The sequence below is a fragment of the Marinobacterium lacunae genome (assembly GCF_000705555.1).
Lineage (GTDB): Bacteria > Pseudomonadota > Gammaproteobacteria > Pseudomonadales > Balneatricaceae > Marinobacterium_D > Marinobacterium_D lacunae.
This window is the reverse complement of sequence record NZ_JMQN01000021.1, coordinates 151413-175082: the sequence shown is the minus strand read 5'-3', so window position 1 is coordinate 175082 and position 23670 is coordinate 151413. Positions and strand designations below refer to the sequence as shown.

The window sequence follows — 23670 nt, the reverse complement described above, 5'->3', positions numbered from 1 at the left end:
TTGGAGAGGCTAACCTTTGGGAGCGTTTATCCTGTGCTTGGTATTGCACGGCGTTGATCTGTCCAACTCCGATAATGATCGATAAGCGTCTGTTCAATTGGGCGGTATTTGATGCCAAGTTCTTCGATGCTGCGGCTATTGTTCACCCGGAACCGTATCCCCAAATGTTTACGCATATACGGCTGGCTCAATCCGAATAACGGTCCGATCAGGCGTACAACAGCCTTGGGAATCCGGTGCTTGGGCAAAAGCCAGGGGCGGTGATGGACGCGCCTAAGAATCTTCGCTATCTCGACAAAGGAGATCATCTCCTTCTCAGCCAGGATGTAACGTCCCTGCGCGGATCCGACCTGTGCCGCCCGGATATGCGCTTTTGCCACTTCACGCACATCGACCGTGGTAAGACTGAGATCCGGCATCCCATAAAAAAAATAGCCTTTTAACATCTCATCCATCAAAAAAAGGCTGCCGGAGGCCGAAGCCGGTGTCATGGAGGGCCCCAAGATCATCCCAGGATTAATCGTTATCAGGCGCCAACGTTGTTGTGCTTCAGACATGCGCCAGGCTTCTTTCTCCGCCTCCACCTTCGAATAGTGATAGGGGTTGTTCTCCAGCGTGCTTGATGTATTGAAATACTCTTCCGTCAGTATTCTGTCCTTCATGTCGAACACATCGGAATAATCACCGAAGATCGCGCCTACCGACGATGTCATCACCACGCGAGTCACGCTTGGGGTCCGGTTCACGCTGTCCAGTACATTGCGAGTGCCTTTTAGCGCAGGCTCCAGTATCTGAGACCTGCCATCCTTGATCCGTTCAGGGAGTAAAAAGGGCGATGCAACATGGTGCACAGTCGCGCACCCCTGCATGGCTTTGGCAAAAGAGCCGGGTGTCAGCAGATCGGCCTCGAACAGTACCAAGCGCTCGGGATAGGCTGCCTGCATCGCCCGTAAAGGACCCAATTTCTGTTCATCGGAAAGGCTGCGAACGGTGGTATGTACCTTGTATCCAGCTTCCAACAACTGACGAACAAGGTGGCACCCCACAAACCCCGTGCCCCCGGTCACTAAAACCTGCTGAGTCATTTTCCCTCCTTATCAAGACGTACGGTCAGATAAAAGAAATATTCGATGCTTACATAGTGGGAGCAGACACACCTGCTCTTCGGTCACGCCATCCCCTGCCTCAACACGGGCCAGCGTCTTTCTACGTAGCCTTCACGAACGCCAATCAGTTCACCAAACTGAAGCAACACGGCTTCCGACTGCGAGGGCCTCAGGAACAGAAAGTCATCCACCGCCAGATCTACCGCTTTTGATGCGTAATACCCTTCCTGGTTGGAGCTCCGATAGATCTCCGCCAGTTCGATGCCCGGCGGAGACTCCGGCTGTGCCAGCCAGTTACCGCCATAGATGAATAGGGTATCGGCACGATTACCGTCCCAGGCGCGCATGGGTGCTGCGAGCCACTCCAGAGTCGGCAGTCCAGTACTGGTGCGTCGTTTGAGCACCGGAGATGCTATAAAGGCGCTCGGCTCGAAATCAGATAAGGAATCCAGGTCGTAGTGACTCGGCTTCAACAACGCCGAGCCCACTGAAATATCGTTAAGCAAGGAGTCTCGTCCGTAGTGACGAAAGGTGGGACTTCCTGCTCCATTGAAGGTAACCGTTTCGTTGATGAGGTGAGGAAACTGCTCCCTCAGTAGCGCAATGGCGTCGGCATAACGCGCCTTTACTTTGGTTGTTTCAAAACCAGCCAATATCGGCGGTAATGCCGCCACATGAGCGTCATACCCCATGAACCCGGCAAACTTCAATCGCCCGGGGTTCTCACTGATCAGTGTCAGTGCCCTGTGCAGCGTATGTGCATTGTCGAATCCTCCCCGATGCAGACCAACATCGATCTCCAGATTGACTCTCAACCTCACGTCGCGGGATTTGGCGAACGCCAGATACTGCTCCAGACGATCACGGGAATCGACCAGCCACTGCAACTGTCGTTCGGGATCGAACCGGTGATGTTGTCCATCGTAAAAACGTGACAGAGATGCAAGTGGCAGAGGTTTACCGATCAGGATGTCGCTGTTCGGGCGCAGACGCGCCATCTCTTCCAGAAAGGGCCGATGGAACACCATAAGCGAACGGGTCCCGGCTCGCTCGGCTATGTAATCGACCAATCCAGCTGCCGGAACCGATTTGGTGACGATCCTATACCCTCCTCCTGCGGCATTCACCGTTGCCATCACTCTGTCTATGTTGCGATCAAGACGCTCCAGATCGATCAACAAGACGGGGCGATCGATACCTTCGCGGCGCAGAAGCGTGTTCAGCGTATCAAAGTAGGCCGAATGTTTGCCCGACCGAGTCTCAGGTCGACTAAACGCCAGACCGGCCATGACTGCACCACCTGCAACTAAAAGACGGCGTCTGGATACCATGCTCAGACCACTCCAAAAAGGTGTCGGAGATAGGGGTTCAACATCTTGTTTCCGGGGTCCAGACTCTCGCGCACGTCCTGAAAGTCCTGCCAGTGTGCGCTATAGAGGTTTTTCAGTCGGTTGGAATCGAGCGTGTGTAACTTGCCCCAATGGGGACGACCCTGGTATTTCCAGAAGATCGGTTCAATCTGCTCAAAGTAGGCACGATGATCCAGATCACCGAACTGGTGTACAGCTATGGCAACGCTTGGACGCCCCTGAAACATCGACAGCCATATATCATCCGATGCTACGGCGCGGTACTCGAGGGGAAAGCATGCGGGAATTCCTCGGTCCCGTATTGTCTGAAGAATCTCCCTCAAACATGCGGGGCCTACCTCCTGGGGCAGGATATATTCCATCTCTCGAAACCGCACCAAGCGGGGATGTGCAAGTACTGTATAGGAGCGTCCGGTGCGAACCGTAGACGCCCCTTCAGCCATATTCAGCTTCAACAGCCAGTCGTAGACCAGATTCGCCCCCGGTAACCAACTGATGCTCTCGTACAGTCTTCGCAGCTTGATTAATGCGTCGGGATCATCTGCCCCCTGTTCCCTGTCATCCGGCCTGGCCAGATCCGTGCTGACCGTCACAGAAAGATCGGAGTTGGGCAGCGGCAGAAATTCGAAATGCCTGTGGGCCTCGAGGCGCCGCGGCAGATCATCAAGAACATCCTCGGTATATTCAATTTGGTTGACCTCTGTCAGGCGGAAACTTTCCACATTCTGCAGCCGTACGCGCGTGACAATGCCAAGGGCGCCGAGCGAGGTCCGTGCGGCCTGAAAGATGTCCGGGTTTTCCGTGTCCGAACACTGAAGCAGCTCCCCACTCGGCGTAGCGAGCGTAAGACCGAGCAGCTGCGACGACATGGAGCCAAAGCGCACGCCGGTGGCATGGGCCGAGTTTGCCAGCGCGCCACCAAGCGCAAAACGATCGACGTCCGGCATATTGGGCAGCGCCTGACCGATAGCTTCGAGCAGTCGTCCGGTGTCGTGAAGTCGCGTCCCGGCCCATAGTTCTGCCTGTATACTCTGATCGTCATAGCCAACCAATCCGGCCATTAAGTCTGTCGCGATCAGCGTGTCATCAGTGGGCACCAGTGCGGTAAACGAGTGACTCGCGCCCACCGCCCGAACGCATCCCTTTGCGCGTTTCAATCGCTCAACCAACTCTGTCTCGCCGGTGGGCGCTATGCGATGTGCGGGATAGCAGTGCTGGTTGCCCGCCCAATTCATCCACGGAATCGGTTGGCCAGGCTCGTAATGAAAGGCCGGCTCGGCGGCTTCGAACGGCTGCTTTGTACAGCCCGGTAGCAGACCTGCCGTTGCGGCCCCGGCCAGCCCCTGAAGAAAACGTCGGCGATCAAACGACATCAGTCTTACTCCTCTGTTCCGGACACCAGACGCACGAGCACCCGGAGGTCGGTTTCGCTACAGGCGGAGCAGTATCCGGACGGTGGCATCCCGCCCAACCCCTGAACGACATTGGCCAATAACGCATCCTCACCGCGTTGGTTACGCGACACCCAGTCTTCGGGACGCCCCATAGCCGGTATTGAAGGCAGGCCGCTCACGTGGCATTGCGCGCAGTTCACTTGGAACAGCTTGATCTGACGCTGGTTCGGTTCCGCCTTCACAACTGCGGTACTGAGCTGAACGGCGGTGAGGAACAGGAACGCAAGCAGTATTCGCATCGCACTTTGCTCCCGATTAAAACCTGACTAACGACTTAATCAACAATTTGATCAAGCCCCGTTTAAAGGGGGTGTAGGGGGGGAAGAATGCCTTGACCACAAGAATCGGCCCGCCCTGAAGGGTTGCGCGCTCATGGGAGAAGGCCTTGAAGCCAAACTCGCCATGCGAGTTCCCGATGCCAGAATAGTTGACGCCACCGAAGGGCAAACGGCTATGCACGAACTGCAACATGCAGTGATTAATCACCGCACTGCCCGAACTGGTCTCTCTGCACACCCTGTCGATGCACGCTTTGCGACGACTCCATAGATACAACGCCAGCGGCTTGGGCCTGGCATTAATGGCGTGTATCACTTCGTCGAGCTCGCCGAACTCGATCACCGGCAGTACCGGCCCGAAGATCTCCTCCTCCATGATGTTGGCTGTATCGGGTATATCCGTGAGCAGCGTCGGCGCAACGAAGCACTCGTCGACATGGTGCTGTCCACCGCACACCAGCTGTGCGCCTTGTGTCAGCGCATCGTCTACAAGCGCTGCTATGCGTCTTGCATGCCGCACATTAACGATACGTGCCAGATCCGGACTGGCGAACACCTCCGCGTCACTACTGCCGAAACGTTGTGCAATCAACTCTTGGCAGTGTGCGAGGAAGGTGTCACGGACGTTTCGGTGCACAAAGAGCGTATCGGGGGCGATGCAGGTCTGACCAGCATTGACCAGTTTTCCCCAGAGGATAACCTCCGCGGCACGTCTGAGATCAGCGCTCTCGTCAACGATAACCGGCGACTTGCCACCGAGCTCCAGGGTTACCGAGGTCAGGTGTCTGGAAGCAGCCTCCATCACCCACTTCCCCACTTGGGGAGAACCGGTGAAAAAAATATGATCGAAGGGGTAATTGAGCAAACATTGTGCGGTATCGGCCCCGCCTTGCACGACAGCCACTTCAGAGAGGTCGAACACCTCGGCGATCAGCTCCACCAGCACCGCGTTTATCGAGGGAACGAACTCCGAAGGTTTCAAAATCACCGAGTTCCCGGCAGCAATAGCGGACACCAGCGGTCCGAGCAATGTCGACACCGGGTAGTTCCAGGGCCCGACGATGAGACAACGCCCCTTGCCTTGGTAGGTTATCCGTGCCGATGTTCCCAGCGTGACAAGCGTCGCGCGTGCACGTTGGGGTTTCATCCAGCGCTTCAGGCTACGCAGGGCCATCTGTATTTCGTCGATCACCGGTACCAATTCGGTCAGATCGACTTCGGCAGCCGGCTTGCGAAAATCCTTGTTGAACGCGTCGTACAGCGCTTCCCGGCGTGCAAGCAGGCCATCCCGCAGCTGTTCGAGCTTGCGGCGGCGTTCCCGCAATGAGCGGGTGCGCAGACGCAGGGCTGTTTCACGCTGTCCCTCAAAGAGCTGGGGGATCCGTTGCAGGTCGGTAGTGACCTTTTCGTGACGGGTCATTACACGCCCTCTCCACCGATTGTCCGCCGAGAGATCCAGCGGTATCCCAATACCGTCAAGGTCAAAACAGAGACAGAGAAGGCAGCGCTGAACGCCGGTACTATGCCGACGCCATCGCTATCAACAGCCAGAGAGACGGCCAGCGGTCCTGAGGCGCTGCCGGTTAGCTGCATAGCAGGAATCAATAGTGCCACACGACCACTTGGATCGACCTGAAGCGCTAAGCTGACATAAAAGGGCATGGTAAAGAGCCACGCAAAACCGAACAGCGCGAACAAGCCGGTGAAAAGTACGAAGTCGATCTGCGTCAGTTGCATTAAGGCAAAGCCGATGCCGCCCAAAGTGAGTGCCCCCAGGGCCACTACAAGTACCGTGTTGAAGCGATGAACGGTGAATACTGAAACGATCCCCCCCAACACTTGCATCAAGAGCACCTCCGACACCACCGTGCCGATCTCCGCTTGGCTTAAGTTGAAGCTGTTTCCCAACGGCTCCAAATACGCCCAGATAGCGCCGATCGCAGCCATCTGTAAAAACGCCAGCACAAGGGGTAACAATCCGGCGATCGACCAGCGTATACCCGGAATCGGCTGTTCGCGCATGGCCGGGAACTGCCGGGGTAATGCGCGTATCAGAACACACGGCAGCAATGACAGCGCGGCCAGTGCAACAAAGCCCCCCTGCCACCCTGAAAGGGGGAGCACGAGTGCTGCAAATAGTGTGGAAACCAGCGCCTGACTCATTGTCTGCACAACCATGAACACCGCCGCGAGGCGTTCCGGATTATGGCTGCAGACAATGACGTAGGTTGTCAGCCACACCAACACACCCTCGACCAGACCGCAGGCCGCTCGTACCAGCGTGATCGGGATATCGCCCCGAACGTTGCAGGTAATGAGATCCAGCGCCACCACGGCCAGGGACGCGAGTATCACAACGCGCCACAGACGACGGCGAGGCAGAAAAAGATCGGTCAGGACCACACCCAGGCCGAGGGCGACGATCTCCCCCATCGCAACCAGACCAATCCCCTCAAGGGTGACGATTCGCGCGGAAAACAGTTGACCCAAGAGTAACGGCTGCAAACCCAGTATCAGCAGCGCGATAGAACCAACCAGCAACACCACGGGCGTGATCCCGGTACTGAACGTTGCCGTCGGCGATGAGAGCGTTTGCATCGGACACCTCCAGATTCGGTTTCGCCTAGTAGCCGCTGCTTTCAACCGGTAGTTCCCCGCGGGAGAATGCGGCCAGAGCCCGCTTTTCATCCTTGGCCAACCGAGCGTTGGCGATCCGTCTAACCCACCAGGGTAGTAACGTGATCCGCCCGCCCGTCGCCGCTGCAAGCACAAAGGCCTTGGCGCACTTTTCAAACAGCTCCACATTCAACGCAAGACGGGTACTGGTGATCCCCATACACAGAGGTCGGTCTCGCCAGAGCAAGGCGTTACCGGCCCCACTCAAAGCGGGCTCAAGGTCGGCCTGACACCTGACCGGAGGCGGCATTTCACCAATATGACGGGCCTGTTCATCGAACAGCTGAGGCATGACGCCCCCAAAACCGGAGATCAGTGACCCATAAGGCCCACCTCCTACCGCTATCGCACCGACATCGCCCCTATGCTCATACACAGCGGCATGAAGGGCTGCTTGAGGGTCCGTGACCGGTTGTAAAAGATCGACGAGATCGGGCTGTTCGGCATCGACAGCCCCGACCCATATTCGCTTGCCGTCTGCACATCTCACAGACAGGCTCGCCTCCCGATCACCCAGTAGGCGCTTGGCCACCAGCCGGTCTCTGATCTCCAGCCAGGTATCCTTGAAGTAATTTGAGTCGTTCATAGCGCTACACCAGCTTGAAAACTTCGTCGAAACGGTTAAGTGCATCGTCGATCACCTCATCGGTATCGGCCAGGCTGGTGTAGATACGGCTACCGGCAAGCGTGATCAGTCCGTGAGCTGAATACGCCGCACCCATCTCCTCCATCATGTGTTTGCGCTCCTTGGCCTCTGCCTTAACCCGCCAAAGCTTGTACAGGTTGCTGGTATCGAGCAGAAGAACGCCTGAGGTCTGCAGATGCACAATCGACCCCATGTTATAAACGACGTACGGTAGCCCCCTACGCTCGACGATCTCGGCAAGCCCACGCTGTAAACGGTCACCGGCTCGCCCCGCCTTACCCGCCGCATCAAGGCGTTGAGCTTCTAGCAGGGCATAGTAGCCAGCAACGCAAGAGAGTGGATTGGCCGAAAGAGTACCGCCGACAAAGGCTCGTTTTGACGTGGTGCCTATTCCGCCAACCAACATCATCATGACCTCCTTGCGCCCCCCTATCGCTCCCGCCATGGGGTAACCACCGGCGAGGCATTTGCCCATCACCGTTATGTCTGGCTTAACGTCGAAATAGGCCTGTGCGCCTCCCGGCCCCAGGCGGAACCCGGTGACGACTTCGTCGAATATCAGCAGTGCGCCGAATTCATCACAGAGCGCGCGAACCTGACGGTTGTAATCCGGGTGTACCGGCCGTGTACCACTTTCCGGCCCCAACGGCTCAACCATGACCGCCGCCGTTCCACCGCGTAGCCGGTTGAGTTGAAGTTTGCGTCGAAGCGCACCGAGGTCATTAGGCAGGCACTCTTGGGTATAGGCCGTGGCGCCGCGCGGTATGCCCACGGCTTCCATGCGTCCGGTGCTGGGCAGTCGCATGCCGTAAACAAGCTGGTCGCTCCAGCCATGGTAGGCACCGCCGATCTTGATCACCCATTTTCGGTCGGTATAGGCGCGCGCGAGTCGTACCGCCCCCATCACCGCTTCGGTACCGGAACCCAGCAGGCGCACCATATCGACACCCGGCATCGACTGGCAGATAAGGTCGGCGAGCTTCACCTCGTACTCGTGCAACAGGCCGGTTACAGGGCCGCATTCATCCAATACCTCATTCACCTTCGCACGTACCGATGCGGGGTTGGAGCCTAACAATGTCGGCCCGCCGGCCTGCAGGAAATCGATATAGCGATTACCGTCCACATCGGTCAGGTGCGCGCCCTGCGCCTCTTTCATCGCCAGCGGGAAGGGGTAGTTAAACGCCAGGTTATGCTGAACGCCTCCGGGAATGACCCGTTTCGCATCCTCGGCGAGACGCTTTGAGCCCTGACAGCGACTCTCGAAATGCTCGAGCACCTTCGCCATCGCCCCGCGCTTGATGGAGCGCATCGGCTGATTAACCAACGCGTCAAAACGGCCATACAACTCTTTTACGTCTGGCCATTGAGAGATAGCCGGCGTTGTTTCAACAGAGGAGATAGACTGATCAACGTGCTGCTGCAAAATCTTGTCCGGTGCGTTCATTACTCTTCTCCTAAAAGTGCTTGTACACGATCAAGGGTGACTGCTCTGCCGGGACGGGCGTGCGCTTCTGTGGCGATGGCATCGAACAGCCACCGGCTCGCTTGTTTTTCAAGTATCTCTACGGCCTCTACTGCGTCGGACAGGCTCTTGCCGCAGCAGAGCACACCGTGATTGCGCATAAGGTAAGCGTTGATGTCGGGGCGAATTGCACGTCTGACCCTGTGTGCCAAAAGGCCTGTACCGGACGGCATGTAGCCAACCATCGGTATACGGCTGCCAATACGCTGCACTGATCTTGGATCGGTCACCGTCAAAGGCTTTCTTAAGAGCGTGCAAGCGCTGGCAATGGGCTGATGTGTATGGATGCTGCAACCCACATCCGGGCGTCGACGCATCAGTCCGGCATGCAACCCGGTTTCTACAGATGGATTGCGTTGACCGTCCACCTTCGACAGGTCGTCCAGTCTGACAACGCACACATCGGCTGGCGTCATCGTCAGATAGTCAACGGCGGAGGGAGTAACAGCGATGAGCTCATCATCGACTCTCAGGGCCACATTCCCCCCTGTCCCGGCTAGATAGCCGCGCTTGGACAGATTGATGCAGAGCTCGACGACACTCTGCCGCTCGTTAGCTGCAAGCATAAACAGCTCCATTGGTTTCAGACTGGTTGAGGCGGTTGTAGATGGGCGACAACTGGCGATAAAGCTCTTTGAATATCTCGAACTTCTCGTCGTACATTGCCCGCAACCGAGGGTCAGGCTCGTAGACATGGCGATGACGTTGCAAACCGGGCAGGTCGCTCAGTGTCAAGGCACCGGTGCCGATAGCCGCCAGGAAAGCAGCACCTTGAGTATTGGCCTGAATAGGATTTTCCATTTGACGCATAGGTTGCCCACACACATCGGCGATGATCTGGCACCAGAGGTCCGATTGTGCGCCCCCTCCCACCGCGGTAACGGCACCGAGGTCGCGTCCTAGCAAGCGTCCAAAAGGCTCCATCATCCAGCGGGAGTTCAATGCAACTCCCTCCATGAAGGCGCGGATAATATCCTCGCGCGAATGCCCTAAAGACAGGTTGATGAGCCCCGCACGGAGCTTCGAGTCTTCTACGGGTGTGCGCTCCCCGAACAACCAGGGCATATAGATAAGCCCATTGGCGCCGGGAGGAACTCGAGCCGCAATGATATTGAGAATCTCATACACATCCGGCTGTTCTTCATCGGAGAGAAATTCATCGGAGTGAAACAGTATCCGGTCCCGCAGGAACGACAGGTTGACACCGGCCGAGGACTGCAGCGCTATTGCCAAGTAGCGACCCGGCACGGCGCAAGGTACGGACGCGAGCTTATTGCGAACATCCGTGCGCTTGAAGGGGACATGAGCCCCCATCCAGGACGACGTCCCCAGATAGAGGTGAGACTCAAAGTCGGATACGGCCGCGCCAACGGCAACGGCAGAGGTATCGACTGCGCCGGCAACCACCACCGTATCGTGCGGCAGGCCCAGTGTTGCAACCACGTCGCTCAGCACAGGTCCAATGACCTCGGTGGAGGGTACGATCTCAGGCAGCTTGTCCGAATCGATCCCCAGCATCGCAAGTAGCGAATCGTCATAACGGATCCGGTGTGGGTCGCGGTTATCCGTCACCCAAGTGGTCAGCATCGAATCCGGCGTGGCGCAGTACCGCCCCGTCAAGCGCAGATTCATGTAATCAAGCGCATTGAGGAACTTATAGGTGCGTTCATAGCGTTGCGGTTCGTGATCGCGGATGTAGGCGATATGCCCGGCGTTGTCCTTGCCGGATTGCGCAGGGACACCGCCTGTCAGGCGTAGCCAACGAAAGAGCTTTGTCGGCGCATGCCCCATCACGTTGAACCAGCGACCACGCAACCGACGGGCGATCGCCTGAGCCCCCCGCATGTCCAGCCAGAGCATTGCCCGACCGATTGGATCGCCTTCACGATCGACACATACCGTACATTCAGCCTGAGTAGAGCAGCAGACGGCAACGATGCGGCTACGCATCGTTGCATCGCTGCATACCGCCGATGCCGCGTCGATAAATGCCTGCCACCAATCATGCGGATCCTGCTCGGCGCAGACACCGTCTATATGCAGTTCCACCGGCTCGAACGCCCAGGCCGCCACAGTGCCATCGAAGGACACGAGCGCACACTTGCAGCCAGACGTACCCAGATCGACCGCCAGAACCAGAGGGCCCGACGTCAGCTTTCCCGTATGGAGATGCGCGTAGGACATCAGAAACGCCTCGTGACCGAAAACACGACCTTGTTGCCGTCAGTCGCTCTCAACTTGTTGCCGTCCTGCACCTGGTAAAGCTCGCGTGCGTTGGTGTCTGTCGCATACCAGTCGACGTTCCAGTTCAGCCCCCACTGTTTACGGGTAAGCCCTATCTGATAGTCGGTAAAATCGGCCTCTTTGAAATTCTTCACCTTTTGATGACCGACATGGAGCCGCAGGCTTGTCGCCGGCATCAGATCCACCGTGTAGTCAAGATCGAACAACATCGATCCACGCGAGTCATGATCGCCGCGTCCATAGCACTCAAGCGCGTCTGTAGGATTGGAGGCTAACAACAGCATCTGACCGCAGACACCGCCGGTATCCGCGCCACGATAGGTTTTCGACACGACATAGAGCATCCGGCCTTCCAGCGCACCATAGTTCGCCTCAAACAAGAGGAAGTTGCTGTTGAAGTCGGTGGTTTTGAAATCACCCGGCGTGAATGTCGAAAGGTCGAAGGTATGGGGGGCGTCAAACTTGGCGCCGGGAAACAACTCGGCAGCCGCGCCGACACCGAAGTGCCAAGCTTCAGGATCTCCCCAGCGATATCCCAACCCAAGGGTGATTGCGGCTCCCGAGCCATCCGGAAACTGCTTTTTACTGACTCGAGCAACTTCCAGCAGGCCAATAAGCCCGCTTTCGTGCGCGATCTCGGTATGCAGCGTCAGCGAGGGCTCCATCAATGAGTCCGAAATGCCGCGCGTACGCTGGTCCGTCTTGATCGTAATATCGGTATCGATATTGTAGCTATCCGCTTCGCGCTCAACCGCTTGAGCGGTACCGCACAACGCCCATGCGAGCAGTATCGGTAGTGATAAAATGCGCATGCTTGGATCTCCTCAATTTATTGTTTTTTTCGAGGGGGGGAACAGTAATAGGGATTACGTATGTTTTATTTCCGGCAGGCCGGTTTTTTCGGAAGCCGTTCCGTACGCGTGAGATGTTCGGTCTCTCCAAGCACCGCCACACCGATGAAGGCCCGAACGTCCAGTTCGTTACCATCGGCGCTCAGTTTGCCCTTGTAGGTCTTGTCTTTTCGCGGGTCATATACCCAGCCGTTACGCCAGGCACCGTCGCTGTACTCATCCAGTTGGATAACGCGCGCACCGCAGGTATCGGTGGGCGTACCGGCGTCCACGTCCCAGACAATGGTTCCGCACAGTGAACCAAGCCGATCCGGGCACTCCTCTACCTCGATGACAGCATCGCCCTCTTCCGTCAGCCATAAGCCGTTGACATCACCCTGCGTGCTCGCCAACGCAGCCGACATACCGAGCGCTGCCGAGAGCAGAACAATCGGGGATAAAGCGGTTTGCCATGTAGTTATTTTTTTCATGACTCATCCTCATCTTCATTGCCACACTAAGATAGTTATAACTAGCGTATAGTCATGACTATCGTTTTGCAACAATGAATATGTAATAATTCACCCGTTCACTTTTCATCAGGATCGCAACATGACTTCAAAACGCACTGGTAATGACTCCAATCCGGAACTGAAAGGAAAAAAGCGGCCCGAACAGAAACGCGCCAGCAAAACCTATGAACTGATCCTCGATGTTGCCGCGAATATGCTGGGTGAAGTCGGAATAGAGCGTTTGTCCACCAACATGGTCTGCGAACGTGCCGGACTGACGCCTCCGGCGCTCTATCGATACTTCCCCAACAAGTACGCCCTGCTGTCCGAACTGGGGCAGAGATTGATGCAAAAGCAGAATGAGCTGATACCTCACTGGATTACCGAGGAGGTGCTGGAAGGGCCAATCGAAAAGCTTGAACAGGCGCTGGAGGGGTTACTGATCGACACCTATCGAGTAACCAGGGACACACCGGGGGGGCTTTGGATTATGCGCGCGCTCCGCGCGGTCCCCTCGTTGCAGGACGTGCGGCTGGAATCGCACATATTGGTGACAGAAGCACAGGCTGAGCTTCTAAAGTCGGCATACCCTGAGGTCGCCCCCGAGGAACTGATGCTGGTTAGCCGAATTGTCGTCGACATGATCTACGCAGCGGTAGAGCTGCTGCTGGATACCGATATTGATGAGCACCCCGTCGCCAGAATCGTTGCTGGCATGATCGCCAGTTACCCGGCACGCCTGCGTGCCTGATAATCAACATCACGAGAGTTGATTCGATGAAACCTGAAAACAAGATCATCTTGATTGTTGGCGCTTCATCCGGGATCGGACGCGCGGTTGCCCTGCGACTCGCCGCCGAAGGTGCGACCATTGTGGCGACAGCACGCAGGGCAGAACGCCTGTCTGAATTGAAATCGGAAATCGAACGACAGGGAGGACAGTGCTTGCCACTAGCCGCCGACGCTCTCGACGAGACCGCCGCTGCGAACGTTGTTCGCACAACGGTAGAGCGCTTCGGACGCTTGGATGCGGTACTCCTGAACGCGGGCGGTGCACCGGCAATCGACACGCGCTTAATGAGTGCGGCGGATGTTAAATACTACATGCGCAGCAACTACGACGTGATCGTCAACTACCTGTTTCCCGTTCTAGAGCAGATGAAAAAACAACGGCACGGCCTAGTGGTACAAACCAACTCCCTCGCCGGCCTGTTGGGCGTTCCGCTGCAGGGACCATACTGCGCAGCGAAAGGTGCATTAAAGCTGCTGATCGACACCTGTCGACTGGAATTCCACACATTCGGCATACGCTTTGTCAGTGTATACCCGGGATTCGTTAGTACCGAAGCCACGCAGAATGACGGGATGCCGGCTCCATTGGAGATATCGGAAGACAAAGCCGCGCAACACATTATTCGTGCCATGCGCCGTGAAAAACCGGACTATCTGTTCCCGGCAATCATGCGCTGGGCCATACGCCTGGCGAGAATAGCGCCCCCTTCCCTGACTCGCCGGATCCTGCTCCGCGATGTTCCAGACATAGGCAACAGCTGAAAAACGCGGGGCAACGAAAAAAGGGCCGCTAAAAATAGCGGCCCTGTAAAAACAGCTCCGAGGACGCTAACTCCCACCCGGTGCACAGGTTGGAGGGGGGACCCCGGGGCTGTTGCTCACCAGACTTGTTGTTCGTTTAATCCATCGTGCGTCATCAGCCCGCCTGTTTCAGCGCCACGCGGTTGAACGGTTGCGGATCGAGCAGCAGGCGTTCACCGTCGATACGGGTCTGCCAGGTATCCAGCACCAACTCGTCATTATCCAGGCACTCGCCGCTTTCCAGGCAGTAGCGCTCCTTATACAGCGGCGAGGCGACGAACAGCTTCTCTTCGGCAGAGCCGATCAGTCCGCGCGAGAGCACGTTGGCCTTGCCCACCGGATCGTAGTTGTCGATTGCGAATACCTGTTTCTGTTCCGGGATGTAGAACAGCGCAACCTGACGCTCACCAACCAGTGCACATATGCCCGAGTCAGCGACCAGATCATCGAGGTTGCAGATATGGATCCACTCTTGTGCTGCAGTCATGATGTTCTCCTAAATAAACGGGCTGTTAGCCGACCATTACAATGGGTTCTGCCTTCTCTTCCTCGCGTGCCGGACGGATCTGGCCGCGCTCCTGTACGAACACCACGTTGGAGTCGGGCTTGTCGCTGTTGACGAACTGGCGGAACCGCTTCAGCGCCTGCTCGTCGTTGACGGTTTTCTTCCACTCGCACTCGTAGGTTTCAACCACGTGCGCCATCTGGCTTTCCAGCTCATCGCCAAGGCCGAGACTGTCGTTGATCACCACGTCCTGCAGGTATTTCAGCCCACCCTCCAGGTTCTCCATCCACACCGAGGTACGCTGCAGACGGTCAGCGGTCTTGATGTAGAACATCAGCACCCGGTCGATGTATTTGATCAGAGTCTCTTTATCGAGATCGGTGGCGAACAGATCGGCGTGGCGTGGCTTCATGCCGCCGTTGCCGCAGACATACAGGTTCCAGCCGTTCTCGGTGGCGATCACACCGATATCCTTCGACTGCGCTTCGGCACACTCTCGGGTGCAGCCTGAGACGGCGAACTTGATCTTATGGGGTGAGCGTAATCCCTTGTAGCGGTCCTCCAGTTCAATGGCCAGGCCAACACTGTCATCGACGCCGTAGCGGCACCAGGTGCTGCCGACGCAGGATTTAACCGTACGCAGTGACTTGCCGTAGGCGTGACCGGTTTCAAAGCCGGCGTCGATCAGCTTGCTCCAGATATCCGGCAGCTGTTCAAGGCGTGCCCCGAAGAGATCCACGCGCTGACCGCCGGTGATCTTGGTGTAGAGGTTGTACTCCTTGGCCACCTGACCGATTGCGATCAGCTTGTCCGGGGTGATCTCGCCACCGGGCACGCGCGGTACAACAGAGTACGTGCCGTCTTTCTGCATATTGGCCAGGAAGGTGTCGTTGGTGTCCTGCAATTTCACATGCTTGCTGTCGAGCACGTAGTTGTTCCAGCAGGAGGCAAGCACCGACCCCACGGCCGGCTTGCAGATATGGCACCCCTTGCCACCCTTGCCGTGTTTCTCCATCAGCTCTTCGAAGCTGTGGATGTTGCCAACACGCACCAGGCTGTAGAGATCCTGACGGGTGTAGGCGAAGTGTTCGCAGATATCATGGCTGACTTCGACGCCCAGCTCTTCCAGTTCGTGGTTAACCAGACTGGTCAGCAGGGGCACACAACCGCCACACCCGGTCCCCGCCTTGGTCTCGCCCTTCACATCACCCAACGAGCAGCATCCACCGGCAACAGCCTGGCGGATATCACCCTTACTGACATCATGGCAGGAGCAGATCTGTGCGGTTTCCGGCAGTGCCGCCACGCCGAGACCGGTCTGGGCATCATCGTTACGACTGGGCAGAATCAGCGATTCAGGAAACTCCGGCAGCTGAATCTCGTTGAGCATGTATTGCAGCAGGGTGCCATAGGCTTCGGCATCGCCAACCAGAATCGCACCGAGCAGGATCTTGTTGTCCGGGCTGACCACCAGTTTTTTGTAGGTACCGTCAGCTTCGTTAAGCCAGGTGTAGTTCTTCGCCCCCGGTGTACGCCCCTGCGCATCGCCAATGGAGCAAACATCAACCCCCATCAGCTTGAGCTTGGTGCTCATATCGGCACCGGCAAACTCGCTGTCACCGCCGGTGAGCTGGGCGACAGTCACCTTTGCCATGGTGTAGCCCGGCGCAACCAGACCGAAGATGCGACCGTCCCAGAGCGCGCACTCGCCGATGGCGTAGATATCGGCATCGGAGGTCTGGCACTGGTTGTTAATAACGATACCGCCGCGCTCGCCCACGGCGAGTCCACTCTCACGGGCCAGCTGATCACGGGGGCGGATACCGGCCGAGAACAGGATCAGGTCGGTTTCCAGTACCTCACCATCGGCGAACTCCATGCGGTGCACGCAGTTCTCACCATCGACGATCTGCTGAGTGTTTTTGCACACATGCACCTTCACGCCCAGCGCTTCGATCTTGGAGCGCAGCAACGCACCGCCCATATCATCGAGCTGCACTGCCATCAGACGCGGAGCGAACTCCACTACGTGGGTCTCAAGTCCCAGGTCGCGCAGCGCCTTGGCCGCTTCCAGACCAAGCAGACCGCCACCGACGACGACACCGACCTTACCCTTGGCAGCACTGGCCTTGATCGCCTCCAGGTCCTCGATGGTACGGTAAACCAGGCAATGCTCGCGGTCATGTCCCGGCACTGGCGGCACGAAGGGGTAAGAGCCGGTGGCCATCACCAGCTTGTCATAGCTCAGCGTGGTGCCCTTGTCGGAAGCCACCAGGTGGTCGGCCTTGTTGATCTCGACTACCTTCTCGTTGATCAGGACATTAAGGCCCCACTCTTGATACTGCTCAATCTTGCCCATGGCCAGATCTTCAGCGGTGCTGCCGCTGAAGTATGAGCTGAGATACACGCGGTCGTAGGCCAGACGCGGTTCCTCACAGAATACAGTCACCTCGAAATCAGCCAGTTGACCGCTGTCGGCCAGACTCTGAAGAAACTGGTGGCCGACCATGCCGTTGCCGACTACAACCAAACGTGTCTTGTTCATCATGTTGCTCCTGTGCACCTGTTTCGGGCCCGCTTTGACAGGCTGCGTTGGCGTTTGCGAACCCCGGAAACGAAAAAAGGCGCTCACCCATCAGCACCCTGAAATTCAGGAAACTGATCGATGAACGCCTTTGTTCATTCTGTTCTGTTCCGGGCTAGACCCGGTTATGAAAAGTCATAAAGCACAACATGTGCCAACTTATCATCTTATGGATTTACAAGGAGTTAGGCGGGTAAGGACAACAAAACGCACCAAAATAATCGCACCAATTTGGGGAGCAAGCATCATTATGGTGCCTGAATCGTAGCTTCCTCTTACGAGAGACCGGTAGCCAGTTGCTGGCGATGCAGATAATGGAGAAAAACCGTTAAAACACAGATTGATGAAACCGTCATGCAGGTCTAGCGCCGTATCCGTGGGCGCGCCATCGCATCCGCACCGCGATGTTCATGGCGGTGCTCTCATCGACTCAGTGCCCCCCCGTTTTCAAACGCTTCTACGAGCATCTCAAGGCCTTGGGAAAACTGCCTAAAGTGGCCATCATTGCCTGCATGCGCAAGCTCATTGTGGTACTCAATACACTCCTGAAAAACGAGGAGCGCTGGTGTGAGAATACGGCTTAAATATTATGACTGGACACCACAGTCACTTGTTATGATTTTCTTTTATCACTAAGGGCCACCTTTAGCCCGAAACCTGCACCTACAGCAAAACTAGATGTAAGTATGGTTTTAACCAATTCTATTTGTCCTAAAAGCATAGCGGTGAGAACTAACACAACCACCCCTAAAACTGTGGCACCAATAATAAAAATTGAACGTTTATGGACGGTATTTTCTAGCTCTATTTCGCGCTGATGCTTTGCACTCTCAAGCTCAAGAGTCTTTTTCTGAGTTTCTTCTTTGTGTTTTAGATGCTTACAAAATGCATCGACACCTTTATCTGCTATTTCTTCGATAGTGGCTGCAACACGCTCTATGTTAGCAACTCGATGATTAATACGCTCAATTTCGCTATTAACTTCCATTAACTCTTGCTTTTCCACTAATCTATATTCCTTGTGTTAACTGAATTATCATAACGCTTTACTCAGCCGACGCTTTAGCAGTCGGCTGTAGTAATTTGTTAGCAGACCTATCGGCCTTAAATGAATAACTAGATGATTCAAGCTTAAATATTGCATCTGAAATTTTCAGATCAAATATATCATGTGCTTTATGACCAAGGTTTGTGCGCATAACTTGTATTAGCTTTTTATATGCCAATATCTCTTGTTCTCTTTCCAGAGTAGTTCCCTTATCCCAGAAATTAATCAAAGCTTCGATAACTTCACGGTGGCCACATGTTATTATTCTACTTTTGGCATCATTAAGAGCGACCAAATCTATATTTTCGTTCGTAGATTCTCCAATCCGCCTAGAAACTGCCAACCTTGAAGCCGCAGCCAAAAAATTAGAATAAGATTGAATCTGAAACTTTAATAGCTCACTTTGCTTATTTCTGTACGTGGCAAGATAATGCGCTAAGAAAGCGGCAATGACTGAGCTTATAAATGAAATGAGTATCGTCACAGACCCTCCTTTCCTGTTAACGATTGCATTCGCGGATTATTTGTAGCTGAGCGAAAAAAAAGTCCGCCAACATGCGATTGTTATGTCTGATCTCCATTCAAGATACCCCAACTACCAATCATTTGGTCGAGTTTTCCTTTGTAGGCTTTACGCTCTTCAATTGTCTGATCAAAGTTAGCGGACAAGAAATAACCATAAACGAATTTCACGCCATCCAGACGAAACCTAGCCTTAGATTCGATCTCTCTATGAACTTCGTGAATTCTATTCTGAATAATCTCGCCGGCCGCAAGTTGCTTTTCACCATCTGTATTTTGGACGAATCTCGCCACTCTTATGACTGTGACTAAAAATGATATAGCAAACCCCTCAGGCAGCGGCCTAAAATATCGGTTAAAAAATGAAAGGCATCCAACGATAAGAAGCTTGGCTCTATGCTCTGGATCTGGATACATGCTTGAATCTGATGGCTTAAATAGCTTTTCATAGGCATCATTTATAGCCACCGCTATAGCTCCAATTAGAGCTTTCTGTGTCATATCTGACTGATAACCTTGGATACTTTTCTGAGTTTTGTTTCCAAAGGTTAACAGAGTCATAAAGATTTGAGCGCCAAAATGATCAGCACGAGCCTCAACAGCAATGCTGTCTAATTTTTCTTTGTCAGCATGGGAGTTATGATTGTTCAGGTAATGAGCCAGTTCGTGACAGAGAACTATTAGGATGAACATGTAGTCACTTATCGAAGCGGCTTGAAATTCGCAAAAATCCTGTGAAAGCCTAATACGCATTCTTTCACCACTGCCGGAGCACATGGCATGGGATTTCATATTACTTTGGCCGTATTCTCTTCGAACTCTGAATTTTGCGCTGCGGTAAAAAAAGCTCTCAATATCTGAGAATGCTGACTCCGCTATTTGCCTTCCGCTCAGCTCCATTCCCTCATCCATTTATTCCCGGCTTCCTCAAAGTGACATAACGCCAGCCATCACGCGCTTGTCGCGTGCATGGCATTGTTAGAAATTTCCGTGAGCAAGGACGTAGCAAGAGATTTTGATACATCAAAACACTGATCAAAAATGTCAGGGCTCATTCTGATCCTCTCGCCAATAGGCTCCGAAGACCCTGTTTCATCCTTGAATTTTTTATCAACTACTCCATTCTTATGTGCGATGAGATTCCGCAGCTTATAAAAATAGAAAAACTCTTTTGATTTTATTGCCTTATAAGAGTCTGAGTCTGAGCCCAAGAGAAAAGCATATGCCGAGCTCATTGAAGTAGGGTTGGCACATTCATTTATCTCAAGAGCAACATCACCCAGCTTTTCGGAAAGATCAAAGTTATACGCCATTAAATGGTCGTAAGAGATATTTTTTTTATTCCAATAAGGGCTAGTTATAGGCGATTCAAAAAATTTACCTGCAAGGACCTTGTCCTGGTTTAGGCATTCTCTGACAGAATCTCGAAGGAGACTTTCTGTCGCACTCCATAGGATAACCACGCTTTGACGTAAGGTGGAATGATTTGAAGTTGCAATCGCCTCGTCTTTTTCGAGCTCATTGAGCGTTGCGACCACGCTATTTATAACTTCCGAATCGTTAAAACCATTTTTATCCAACTCTTCCTTAGTTAATTCCTGCGCTTCCTGCTCCACGCGCTTTCGGTCTTCGTGATAGCCGCCACGAAGGCCATTAGCATAAGCCTGCATATGATTCTTCTGAAACATTTGATTTGCACGCTCCCTCAACTGAGAGTGCACTATCAGATTAAAAGACGACTGAACGACAGAAAGCACCTCACTCATGTTTGCGACATAAGTTTGAAAAACCTCCACCAGTGAATCACTCGGCAAAGATGAGAGGTCAAGCTCTTCAAGCCTATGGAGTTTCTTGGTCTGCAGGAAAAAGTTGCTCTTCATGCTCTCTCAATTTCTAACGCCCGCAGCACGCGCGGCTTTGTAGTGGAGGCGAAGCCGCAGCGAAAAAGCCGTCGCTGTGCCTGCGATTGTTATGCATATCTATTCAGCCCCCAGCATATCTCGCACTTCATTTACATAACGCTGCCATTCCTCAAAAACCTGTCTAGTAACGCTGGATTCAAACTCTGGATATTTTCGCGTGTGAAACCAGGTTTCAGAGTTACCGGAAACTCTATCCTTGTATCCAGGGCCCATTCCCCACTCTTGAAACAAACCATTCCAGAGCTGATTATCTGATGAAAGCTTCTCTTCATAAACCGCTCGTCCTTTAGCAAACGCTTTTTGGTAAATATCACCAAGTCGTTTCTCAGTTGTTTGTTTTAACTGTTTAAGCAGCGCATAAGCAGGTTGGAGCTCATTTTGGGAAAGCATGTTATCGATTAGTACGATAAATTCATCCTTTAGGGTGCCGATTTGATCAACAACTTGCTCACGAGCACCTGTAGCTAAAAGCTGATAGTAATCGAGATTATGCCACTCTCCCCTGCGATTAACACTAGCTCGAACACTAGCGGCATATGTACCCTTGTTTTTAATGTCATTAATTAATGGTAAAAAATATTCTCTTAGCGCGGGAGAACAGCCTTGAGCCTTTTTTATCCAAGGTTCCAGCGTATTCTTAACCTGATTCTTCGCCGCTTTAGCTGATTGAGAGACTAGTTCAGTTTCGATGTCGACAATAGCTTTCTCGATATCGACAACATTCTGAGCATATTGACCGCGCAGCACAGAAACTTTTTCGACCAGCAGTTTGTTAAGTTGCTTGGGATCATCAGACTTTACATCGAAAAATCGCACATCTAGGTTGTCTAATTGCAGTGTGTGCCTTAGATCATTAACGACCTGCTCAGCACGGATCTCGCGCCCCTCAGTTTTATCACCAACAGGTTCATCTATGTCGATAACTTTTTCAGCTTCACTCTCCCTATCGAGAATTAACAATACGGTTTCTTTGGCAACTCGGTGACTTAGGCCAGCATCCTTGGCAAGCTTCAGCAATCCTGACATTGTCTTATCGGGCGCTTCGTTGAACCGGCAGCACAGTACACTGACAGTACGATTGTCTGTAAGACAGCTATCAAGATCCGCACGGTTAACCGTCTGATCGACACCCTTTGTATCAACTACTGACAGTGCGTAATTGATGTTATCGAAGAGTTTTACCGGTACCAATATGCGTATATGCTTGGATAACCCAACGCTCGGATGAGTGCAGCTATTGATAGCTTTGAATGTTGTGTGCAACCACTCGTATTGGTCTACTCCATCATCACTAGTGAATCGCGTTTGATGACGAGCTGTATAATCAATACGTTTCAACAACCCCTCTGTTAACAATTCGACAGATTGGTAATTGGCAGCAAAGTTTTTAGCGTTGTCCGTAGTGATTCGTTTGCCTTCGGGGTTTTTTGTACGTGATGTTCGGAGGTCAAGCATGTTACGGAGTGCTCTCTCAACTTCGGCACTTAGTTTAAATGACTCTGAATTATCCGATTCTGTGATATCTGATAGTAAGTACTGAGCAAAGTCCGTGAGGTAGCTCTTTACTTCAGCTTCGGAATGCGGAGTGACTTCGATCTCCAGTTGAGAACCAGAAGAGATTTCCACTTCGCAGAGCGTAGTCCGACCGCTACCCGTGCTAAGAATTGGCTCTTCTCCATCTAGCAAGCCAAGTAGATGGCATATGGCTGTTGTCTTTCCGGTACCTATGTTACCGATAAATGCCAGTCTTTGATCTGAGTTTGAGAGATAAGAAACCGCATCGTCAAAAAGCTCCCGATGATTAGCTAATTGTTTCCGTGTTGCGCTCTCCTCAGGCAGCTTTGTCATCAAACTTTCTATCGAGTTATGCAAGGCCTTTTGCCGGTCTTTCAGATCATTAGATTCAACTTTTATACTCATTTATCGTACCCCCTGATCCCCATTTTCCAGTTCTCCAGAACTACACCTAATTGCATAACGCCCAACTCAGCGGTCAATTGGAGCGCAGCGTAAATTGATCCGATGCAGTTGTTTGTTAAGTTGCTTTAGCACCGATTGTACTCTCAGCTTTTTTTGTAAAATCACTAGCAAAACGCTCACTAAAACCTGAGAGAAATGCAATTGCACTTATCACTAAAACTTCACGAGTTTCATTTCCTAAATCAATAGGAACTATTCCTGCTTTAATTAAGCAAAATATAAAAACAGCGAAGGCGGTACCAATTACAGGCTTAAATAAACCTGTGAAGAAATAGACCATATGATCTTTTGTCTCCATATCAGAGAACTCTCCCACACGACTCATAATACTTACAATACTCCCAATGGCACCACTTCCTGCGGCTAGAAGTATTAGAGAACTACTTACTCCAAAGAAATGCTCTGGAATTTTGAATCCAGTTCCACCAACAATCAAAAGCGAAAAAGCAAAATAGAAACAAAAACACAAGCCGAGAATAACTTTTGTTGAAGGGGTCATTTTGTCATATGGTGGTTTTTTCCTGTGAGCCAGATTCGAGTTCACCTCTTTAGCAACAACTAGATGTGGAGGTGACCTGAGTAACGATGAAAGCGCAATCTTTGCGCTTTTTAAGAGAAAGTCATCACCTTTTTTTGCAATGTAGGAAACATGATTTATTAGTTGACCAAGTTCCTTTTGCAATTCCTCATCAGAAGCAGATAAAGAGCTCGACTGAATTTCATCTAGGAGCTCTAAAGCCTCTTTTTTAATCCTTTTTCTTGTGAAATATATCAACTTTACTCCTTACTCCTACTTGCAACTTAACGCCGCACTTTGGGGCCGGAGCAGCGTAGCTGCGCAGGTCCCAGCAACACAACGTGTTGCGACAACAGTG

22 protein-coding genes are annotated in these 23670 nt (G+C 53.3%); 2 read left to right on the top strand and 20 right to left on the bottom strand.

From position 1 onward, the window contains the following. Positions 1-26: 26 nt before the first annotated feature. The 12 genes from ADIMK_RS09230 to ADIMK_RS09175 form a co-directional block, all read right to left on the bottom strand. The gene (locus tag ADIMK_RS09230) at positions 27-1085 is read right to left on the bottom strand and encodes an NAD-dependent epimerase/dehydratase family protein (protein WP_036186632.1); all 1059 of its coding nucleotides are present in this window, start codon (positions 1083-1085) and stop codon (positions 27-29) included. 83 nt (positions 1086-1168) lie between these two features. After that, positions 1169-2437 (bottom strand): alanine racemase, encoded by a 1269-nt coding sequence (locus ADIMK_RS09225; RefSeq protein WP_036186621.1) that lies wholly within the window; start codon positions 2435-2437, stop codon positions 1169-1171. 2 nt (positions 2438-2439) lie between these two features. After that, positions 2440-3849: a D-arabinono-1,4-lactone oxidase gene (locus ADIMK_RS09220; RefSeq protein WP_036186617.1), complete on the bottom strand. Its 1410-nt coding sequence runs from the start codon at positions 3847-3849 to the stop codon at positions 2440-2442. A 5-nt stretch (positions 3850-3854) separates the two neighbouring features. After that, a complete protein-coding gene (locus tag ADIMK_RS09215) occupies positions 3855-4169 on the bottom strand; it encodes a c-type cytochrome (RefSeq protein WP_036186615.1) in 315 nt (104 codons plus the stop codon). Between the two features lie 16 nt (positions 4170-4185). After that, positions 4186-5628 carry an aldehyde dehydrogenase family protein gene (locus tag ADIMK_RS09210; RefSeq protein ID WP_036186612.1) on the bottom strand — a complete coding sequence of 481 codons (1443 nt, stop codon included), beginning with the start codon at positions 5626-5628 and terminating at the stop codon, positions 4186-4188. Then, complete coding sequence (locus tag ADIMK_RS09205) at positions 5628-6806, bottom strand: MFS transporter (RefSeq protein ID WP_051692779.1); 1179 nt, start codon at positions 6804-6806, stop codon at positions 5628-5630. Before ADIMK_RS09205 ends, ADIMK_RS09210 begins: the two co-directional genes overlap by 1 nt. A gap of 25 nt (positions 6807-6831) precedes the next feature. After that, entirely contained in the window at positions 6832-7470 is a 639-nt protein-coding gene (locus tag ADIMK_RS09200; protein ID WP_036186609.1) for a class II aldolase/adducin head domain-containing protein, read from the bottom strand. 4 nt (positions 7471-7474) lie between these two features. Next, a complete protein-coding gene (locus tag ADIMK_RS09195) occupies positions 7475-8977 on the bottom strand; it encodes an aspartate aminotransferase family protein (protein WP_081849730.1) in 1503 nt (500 codons plus the stop codon). Further along, complete coding sequence (locus ADIMK_RS09190) at positions 8977-9621, bottom strand: class II aldolase/adducin family protein (protein ID WP_081849729.1); 645 nt, start codon at positions 9619-9621, stop codon at positions 8977-8979. Before ADIMK_RS09190 ends, ADIMK_RS09195 begins: the two co-directional genes overlap by 1 nt. After that, a complete protein-coding gene (locus ADIMK_RS09185) occupies positions 9608-11239 on the bottom strand; it encodes a xylulokinase (RefSeq protein ID WP_051692775.1) in 1632 nt (543 codons plus the stop codon). Before ADIMK_RS09185 ends, ADIMK_RS09190 begins: the two co-directional genes overlap by 14 nt. Beyond that, positions 11239-12111, bottom strand: a complete 873-nt coding sequence (locus ADIMK_RS09180; RefSeq protein WP_036186606.1) for a TorF family putative porin — start codon at positions 12109-12111, stop codon at positions 11239-11241. Before ADIMK_RS09180 ends, ADIMK_RS09185 begins: the two co-directional genes overlap by 1 nt. Before the next feature lie 65 nt (positions 12112-12176). Then, positions 12177-12620 carry a DUF2147 domain-containing protein gene (locus ADIMK_RS09175; protein WP_036186604.1) on the bottom strand — a complete coding sequence of 148 codons (444 nt, stop codon included), beginning with the start codon at positions 12618-12620 and terminating at the stop codon, positions 12177-12179. A gap of 121 nt (positions 12621-12741) precedes the next feature. Between ADIMK_RS09175 and ADIMK_RS09170 the strand changes: the two genes are divergently transcribed. Both ADIMK_RS09170 and ADIMK_RS09165 read left to right on the top strand, forming a co-directional pair. Continuing rightward, on the top strand, positions 12742-13392 hold the full coding sequence (locus ADIMK_RS09170; RefSeq protein WP_036186601.1) for a TetR/AcrR family transcriptional regulator: 651 nt from the start codon (positions 12742-12744) through the stop codon (positions 13390-13392). A 26-nt stretch (positions 13393-13418) separates the two neighbouring features. Further along, complete coding sequence (locus ADIMK_RS09165; protein ID WP_036186598.1) at positions 13419-14195, top strand: SDR family NAD(P)-dependent oxidoreductase; 777 nt, start codon at positions 13419-13421, stop codon at positions 14193-14195. A gap of 154 nt (positions 14196-14349) precedes the next feature. Here the strand turns inward: ADIMK_RS09165 and nirD are convergent, their stop codons facing one another. The 8 genes from nirD to ADIMK_RS21325 all read right to left on the bottom strand — a co-directional run bounded on the left by nirD (position 14350) and on the right by ADIMK_RS21325 (position 23570). Continuing rightward, on the bottom strand, positions 14350-14721 hold the full coding sequence (gene nirD / locus ADIMK_RS09160) for a nitrite reductase small subunit NirD (protein ID WP_036186595.1): 372 nt from the start codon (positions 14719-14721) through the stop codon (positions 14350-14352). Positions 14722-14746: 25 nt separating this feature from the next. After that, positions 14747-17284, bottom strand: a complete 2538-nt coding sequence (gene nirB, locus ADIMK_RS09155) for a nitrite reductase large subunit NirB (RefSeq protein WP_081849728.1) — start codon at positions 17282-17284, stop codon at positions 14747-14749. A gap of 652 nt (positions 17285-17936) precedes the next feature. Beyond that, positions 17937-18329 (bottom strand): hypothetical protein, encoded by a 393-nt coding sequence (locus tag ADIMK_RS09145; protein ID WP_036186589.1) that lies wholly within the window; start codon positions 18327-18329, stop codon positions 17937-17939. A gap of 40 nt (positions 18330-18369) precedes the next feature. Next, entirely contained in the window at positions 18370-18855 is a 486-nt protein-coding gene (locus ADIMK_RS21330; RefSeq protein ID WP_051692771.1) for a hypothetical protein, read from the bottom strand. Between the two features lie 80 nt (positions 18856-18935). Beyond that, positions 18936-19805, bottom strand: a complete 870-nt coding sequence (locus ADIMK_RS09135) for an ImmA/IrrE family metallo-endopeptidase (protein ID WP_036186586.1) — start codon at positions 19803-19805, stop codon at positions 18936-18938. 38 nt (positions 19806-19843) lie between these two features. Continuing rightward, positions 19844-20773, bottom strand: coding sequence for a hypothetical protein (locus ADIMK_RS09130; RefSeq protein WP_036186583.1), 930 nt, complete (start codon positions 20771-20773; stop codon positions 19844-19846). 99 nt (positions 20774-20872) lie between these two features. After that, positions 20873-22735, bottom strand: a complete 1863-nt coding sequence (locus tag ADIMK_RS09125; protein WP_036186580.1) for a hypothetical protein — start codon at positions 22733-22735, stop codon at positions 20873-20875. A gap of 115 nt (positions 22736-22850) precedes the next feature. Beyond that, positions 22851-23570 carry a hypothetical protein gene (locus ADIMK_RS21325; RefSeq protein WP_051692769.1) on the bottom strand — a complete coding sequence of 240 codons (720 nt, stop codon included), beginning with the start codon at positions 23568-23570 and terminating at the stop codon, positions 22851-22853. Between the last annotated feature and the right edge of the window lie 100 nt (positions 23571-23670).

Bases quoted from the DNA above. Each gene is read 5' to 3' on its own strand.
- ADIMK_RS09215 (WP_036186615.1), bottom strand. From the start codon at position 4,169: ATGCGAATACTGCTTGCGTTCCTGTTCCTCACCGCCGTTCAGCTCAGT.
- ADIMK_RS09200 (WP_036186609.1), bottom strand. From the start codon at position 7,470: ATGAACGACTCAAATTACTTCAAGGATACCTGGCTGGAGATCAGAGAC.
- ADIMK_RS09175 (WP_036186604.1), bottom strand. From the start codon at position 12,620: ATGAAAAAAATAACTACATGGCAAACCGCTTTATCCCCGATTGTTCTG.
- ADIMK_RS09125 (WP_036186580.1), bottom strand. From the start codon at position 22,735: ATGAGTATAAAAGTTGAATCTAATGATCTGAAAGACCGGCAAAAGGCC.
- ADIMK_RS09135 (WP_036186586.1), bottom strand. From the start codon at position 19,805: ATGGATGAGGGAATGGAGCTGAGCGGAAGGCAAATAGCGGAGTCAGCA.
- ADIMK_RS09225 (WP_036186621.1), bottom strand. From the start codon at position 2,437: ATGGTATCCAGACGCCGTCTTTTAGTTGCAGGTGGTGCAGTCATGGCC.
- ADIMK_RS09205 (WP_051692779.1), bottom strand. From the start codon at position 6,806: ATGCAAACGCTCTCATCGCCGACGGCAACGTTCAGTACCGGGATCACG.
- ADIMK_RS09190 (WP_081849729.1), bottom strand. From the start codon at position 9,621: ATGCTTGCAGCTAACGAGCGGCAGAGTGTCGTCGAGCTCTGCATCAAT.
- ADIMK_RS09210 (WP_036186612.1), bottom strand. From the start codon at position 5,628: ATGACCCGTCACGAAAAGGTCACTACCGACCTGCAACGGATCCCCCAG.
- ADIMK_RS09170 (WP_036186601.1), top strand. From the start codon at position 12,742: ATGACTTCAAAACGCACTGGTAATGACTCCAATCCGGAACTGAAAGGA.
- ADIMK_RS09130 (WP_036186583.1), bottom strand. From the start codon at position 20,773: ATGAAGAGCAACTTTTTCCTGCAGACCAAGAAACTCCATAGGCTTGAA.
- ADIMK_RS09220 (WP_036186617.1), bottom strand. From the start codon at position 3,849: ATGTCGTTTGATCGCCGACGTTTTCTTCAGGGGCTGGCCGGGGCCGCA.
- nirD (WP_036186595.1), bottom strand. From the start codon at position 14,721: ATGACTGCAGCACAAGAGTGGATCCATATCTGCAACCTCGATGATCTG.
- ADIMK_RS09195 (WP_081849730.1), bottom strand. From the start codon at position 8,977: ATGAACGCACCGGACAAGATTTTGCAGCAGCACGTTGATCAGTCTATC.
- ADIMK_RS09185 (WP_051692775.1), bottom strand. From the start codon at position 11,239: ATGTCCTACGCGCATCTCCATACGGGAAAGCTGACGTCGGGCCCTCTG.
- ADIMK_RS09165 (WP_036186598.1), top strand. From the start codon at position 13,419: ATGAAACCTGAAAACAAGATCATCTTGATTGTTGGCGCTTCATCCGGG.
- ADIMK_RS09230 (WP_036186632.1), bottom strand. From the start codon at position 1,085: ATGACTCAGCAGGTTTTAGTGACCGGGGGCACGGGGTTTGTGGGGTGC.
- nirB (WP_081849728.1), bottom strand. From the start codon at position 17,284: ATGAACAAGACACGTTTGGTTGTAGTCGGCAACGGCATGGTCGGCCAC.
- ADIMK_RS09180 (WP_036186606.1), bottom strand. From the start codon at position 12,111: ATGCGCATTTTATCACTACCGATACTGCTCGCATGGGCGTTGTGCGGT.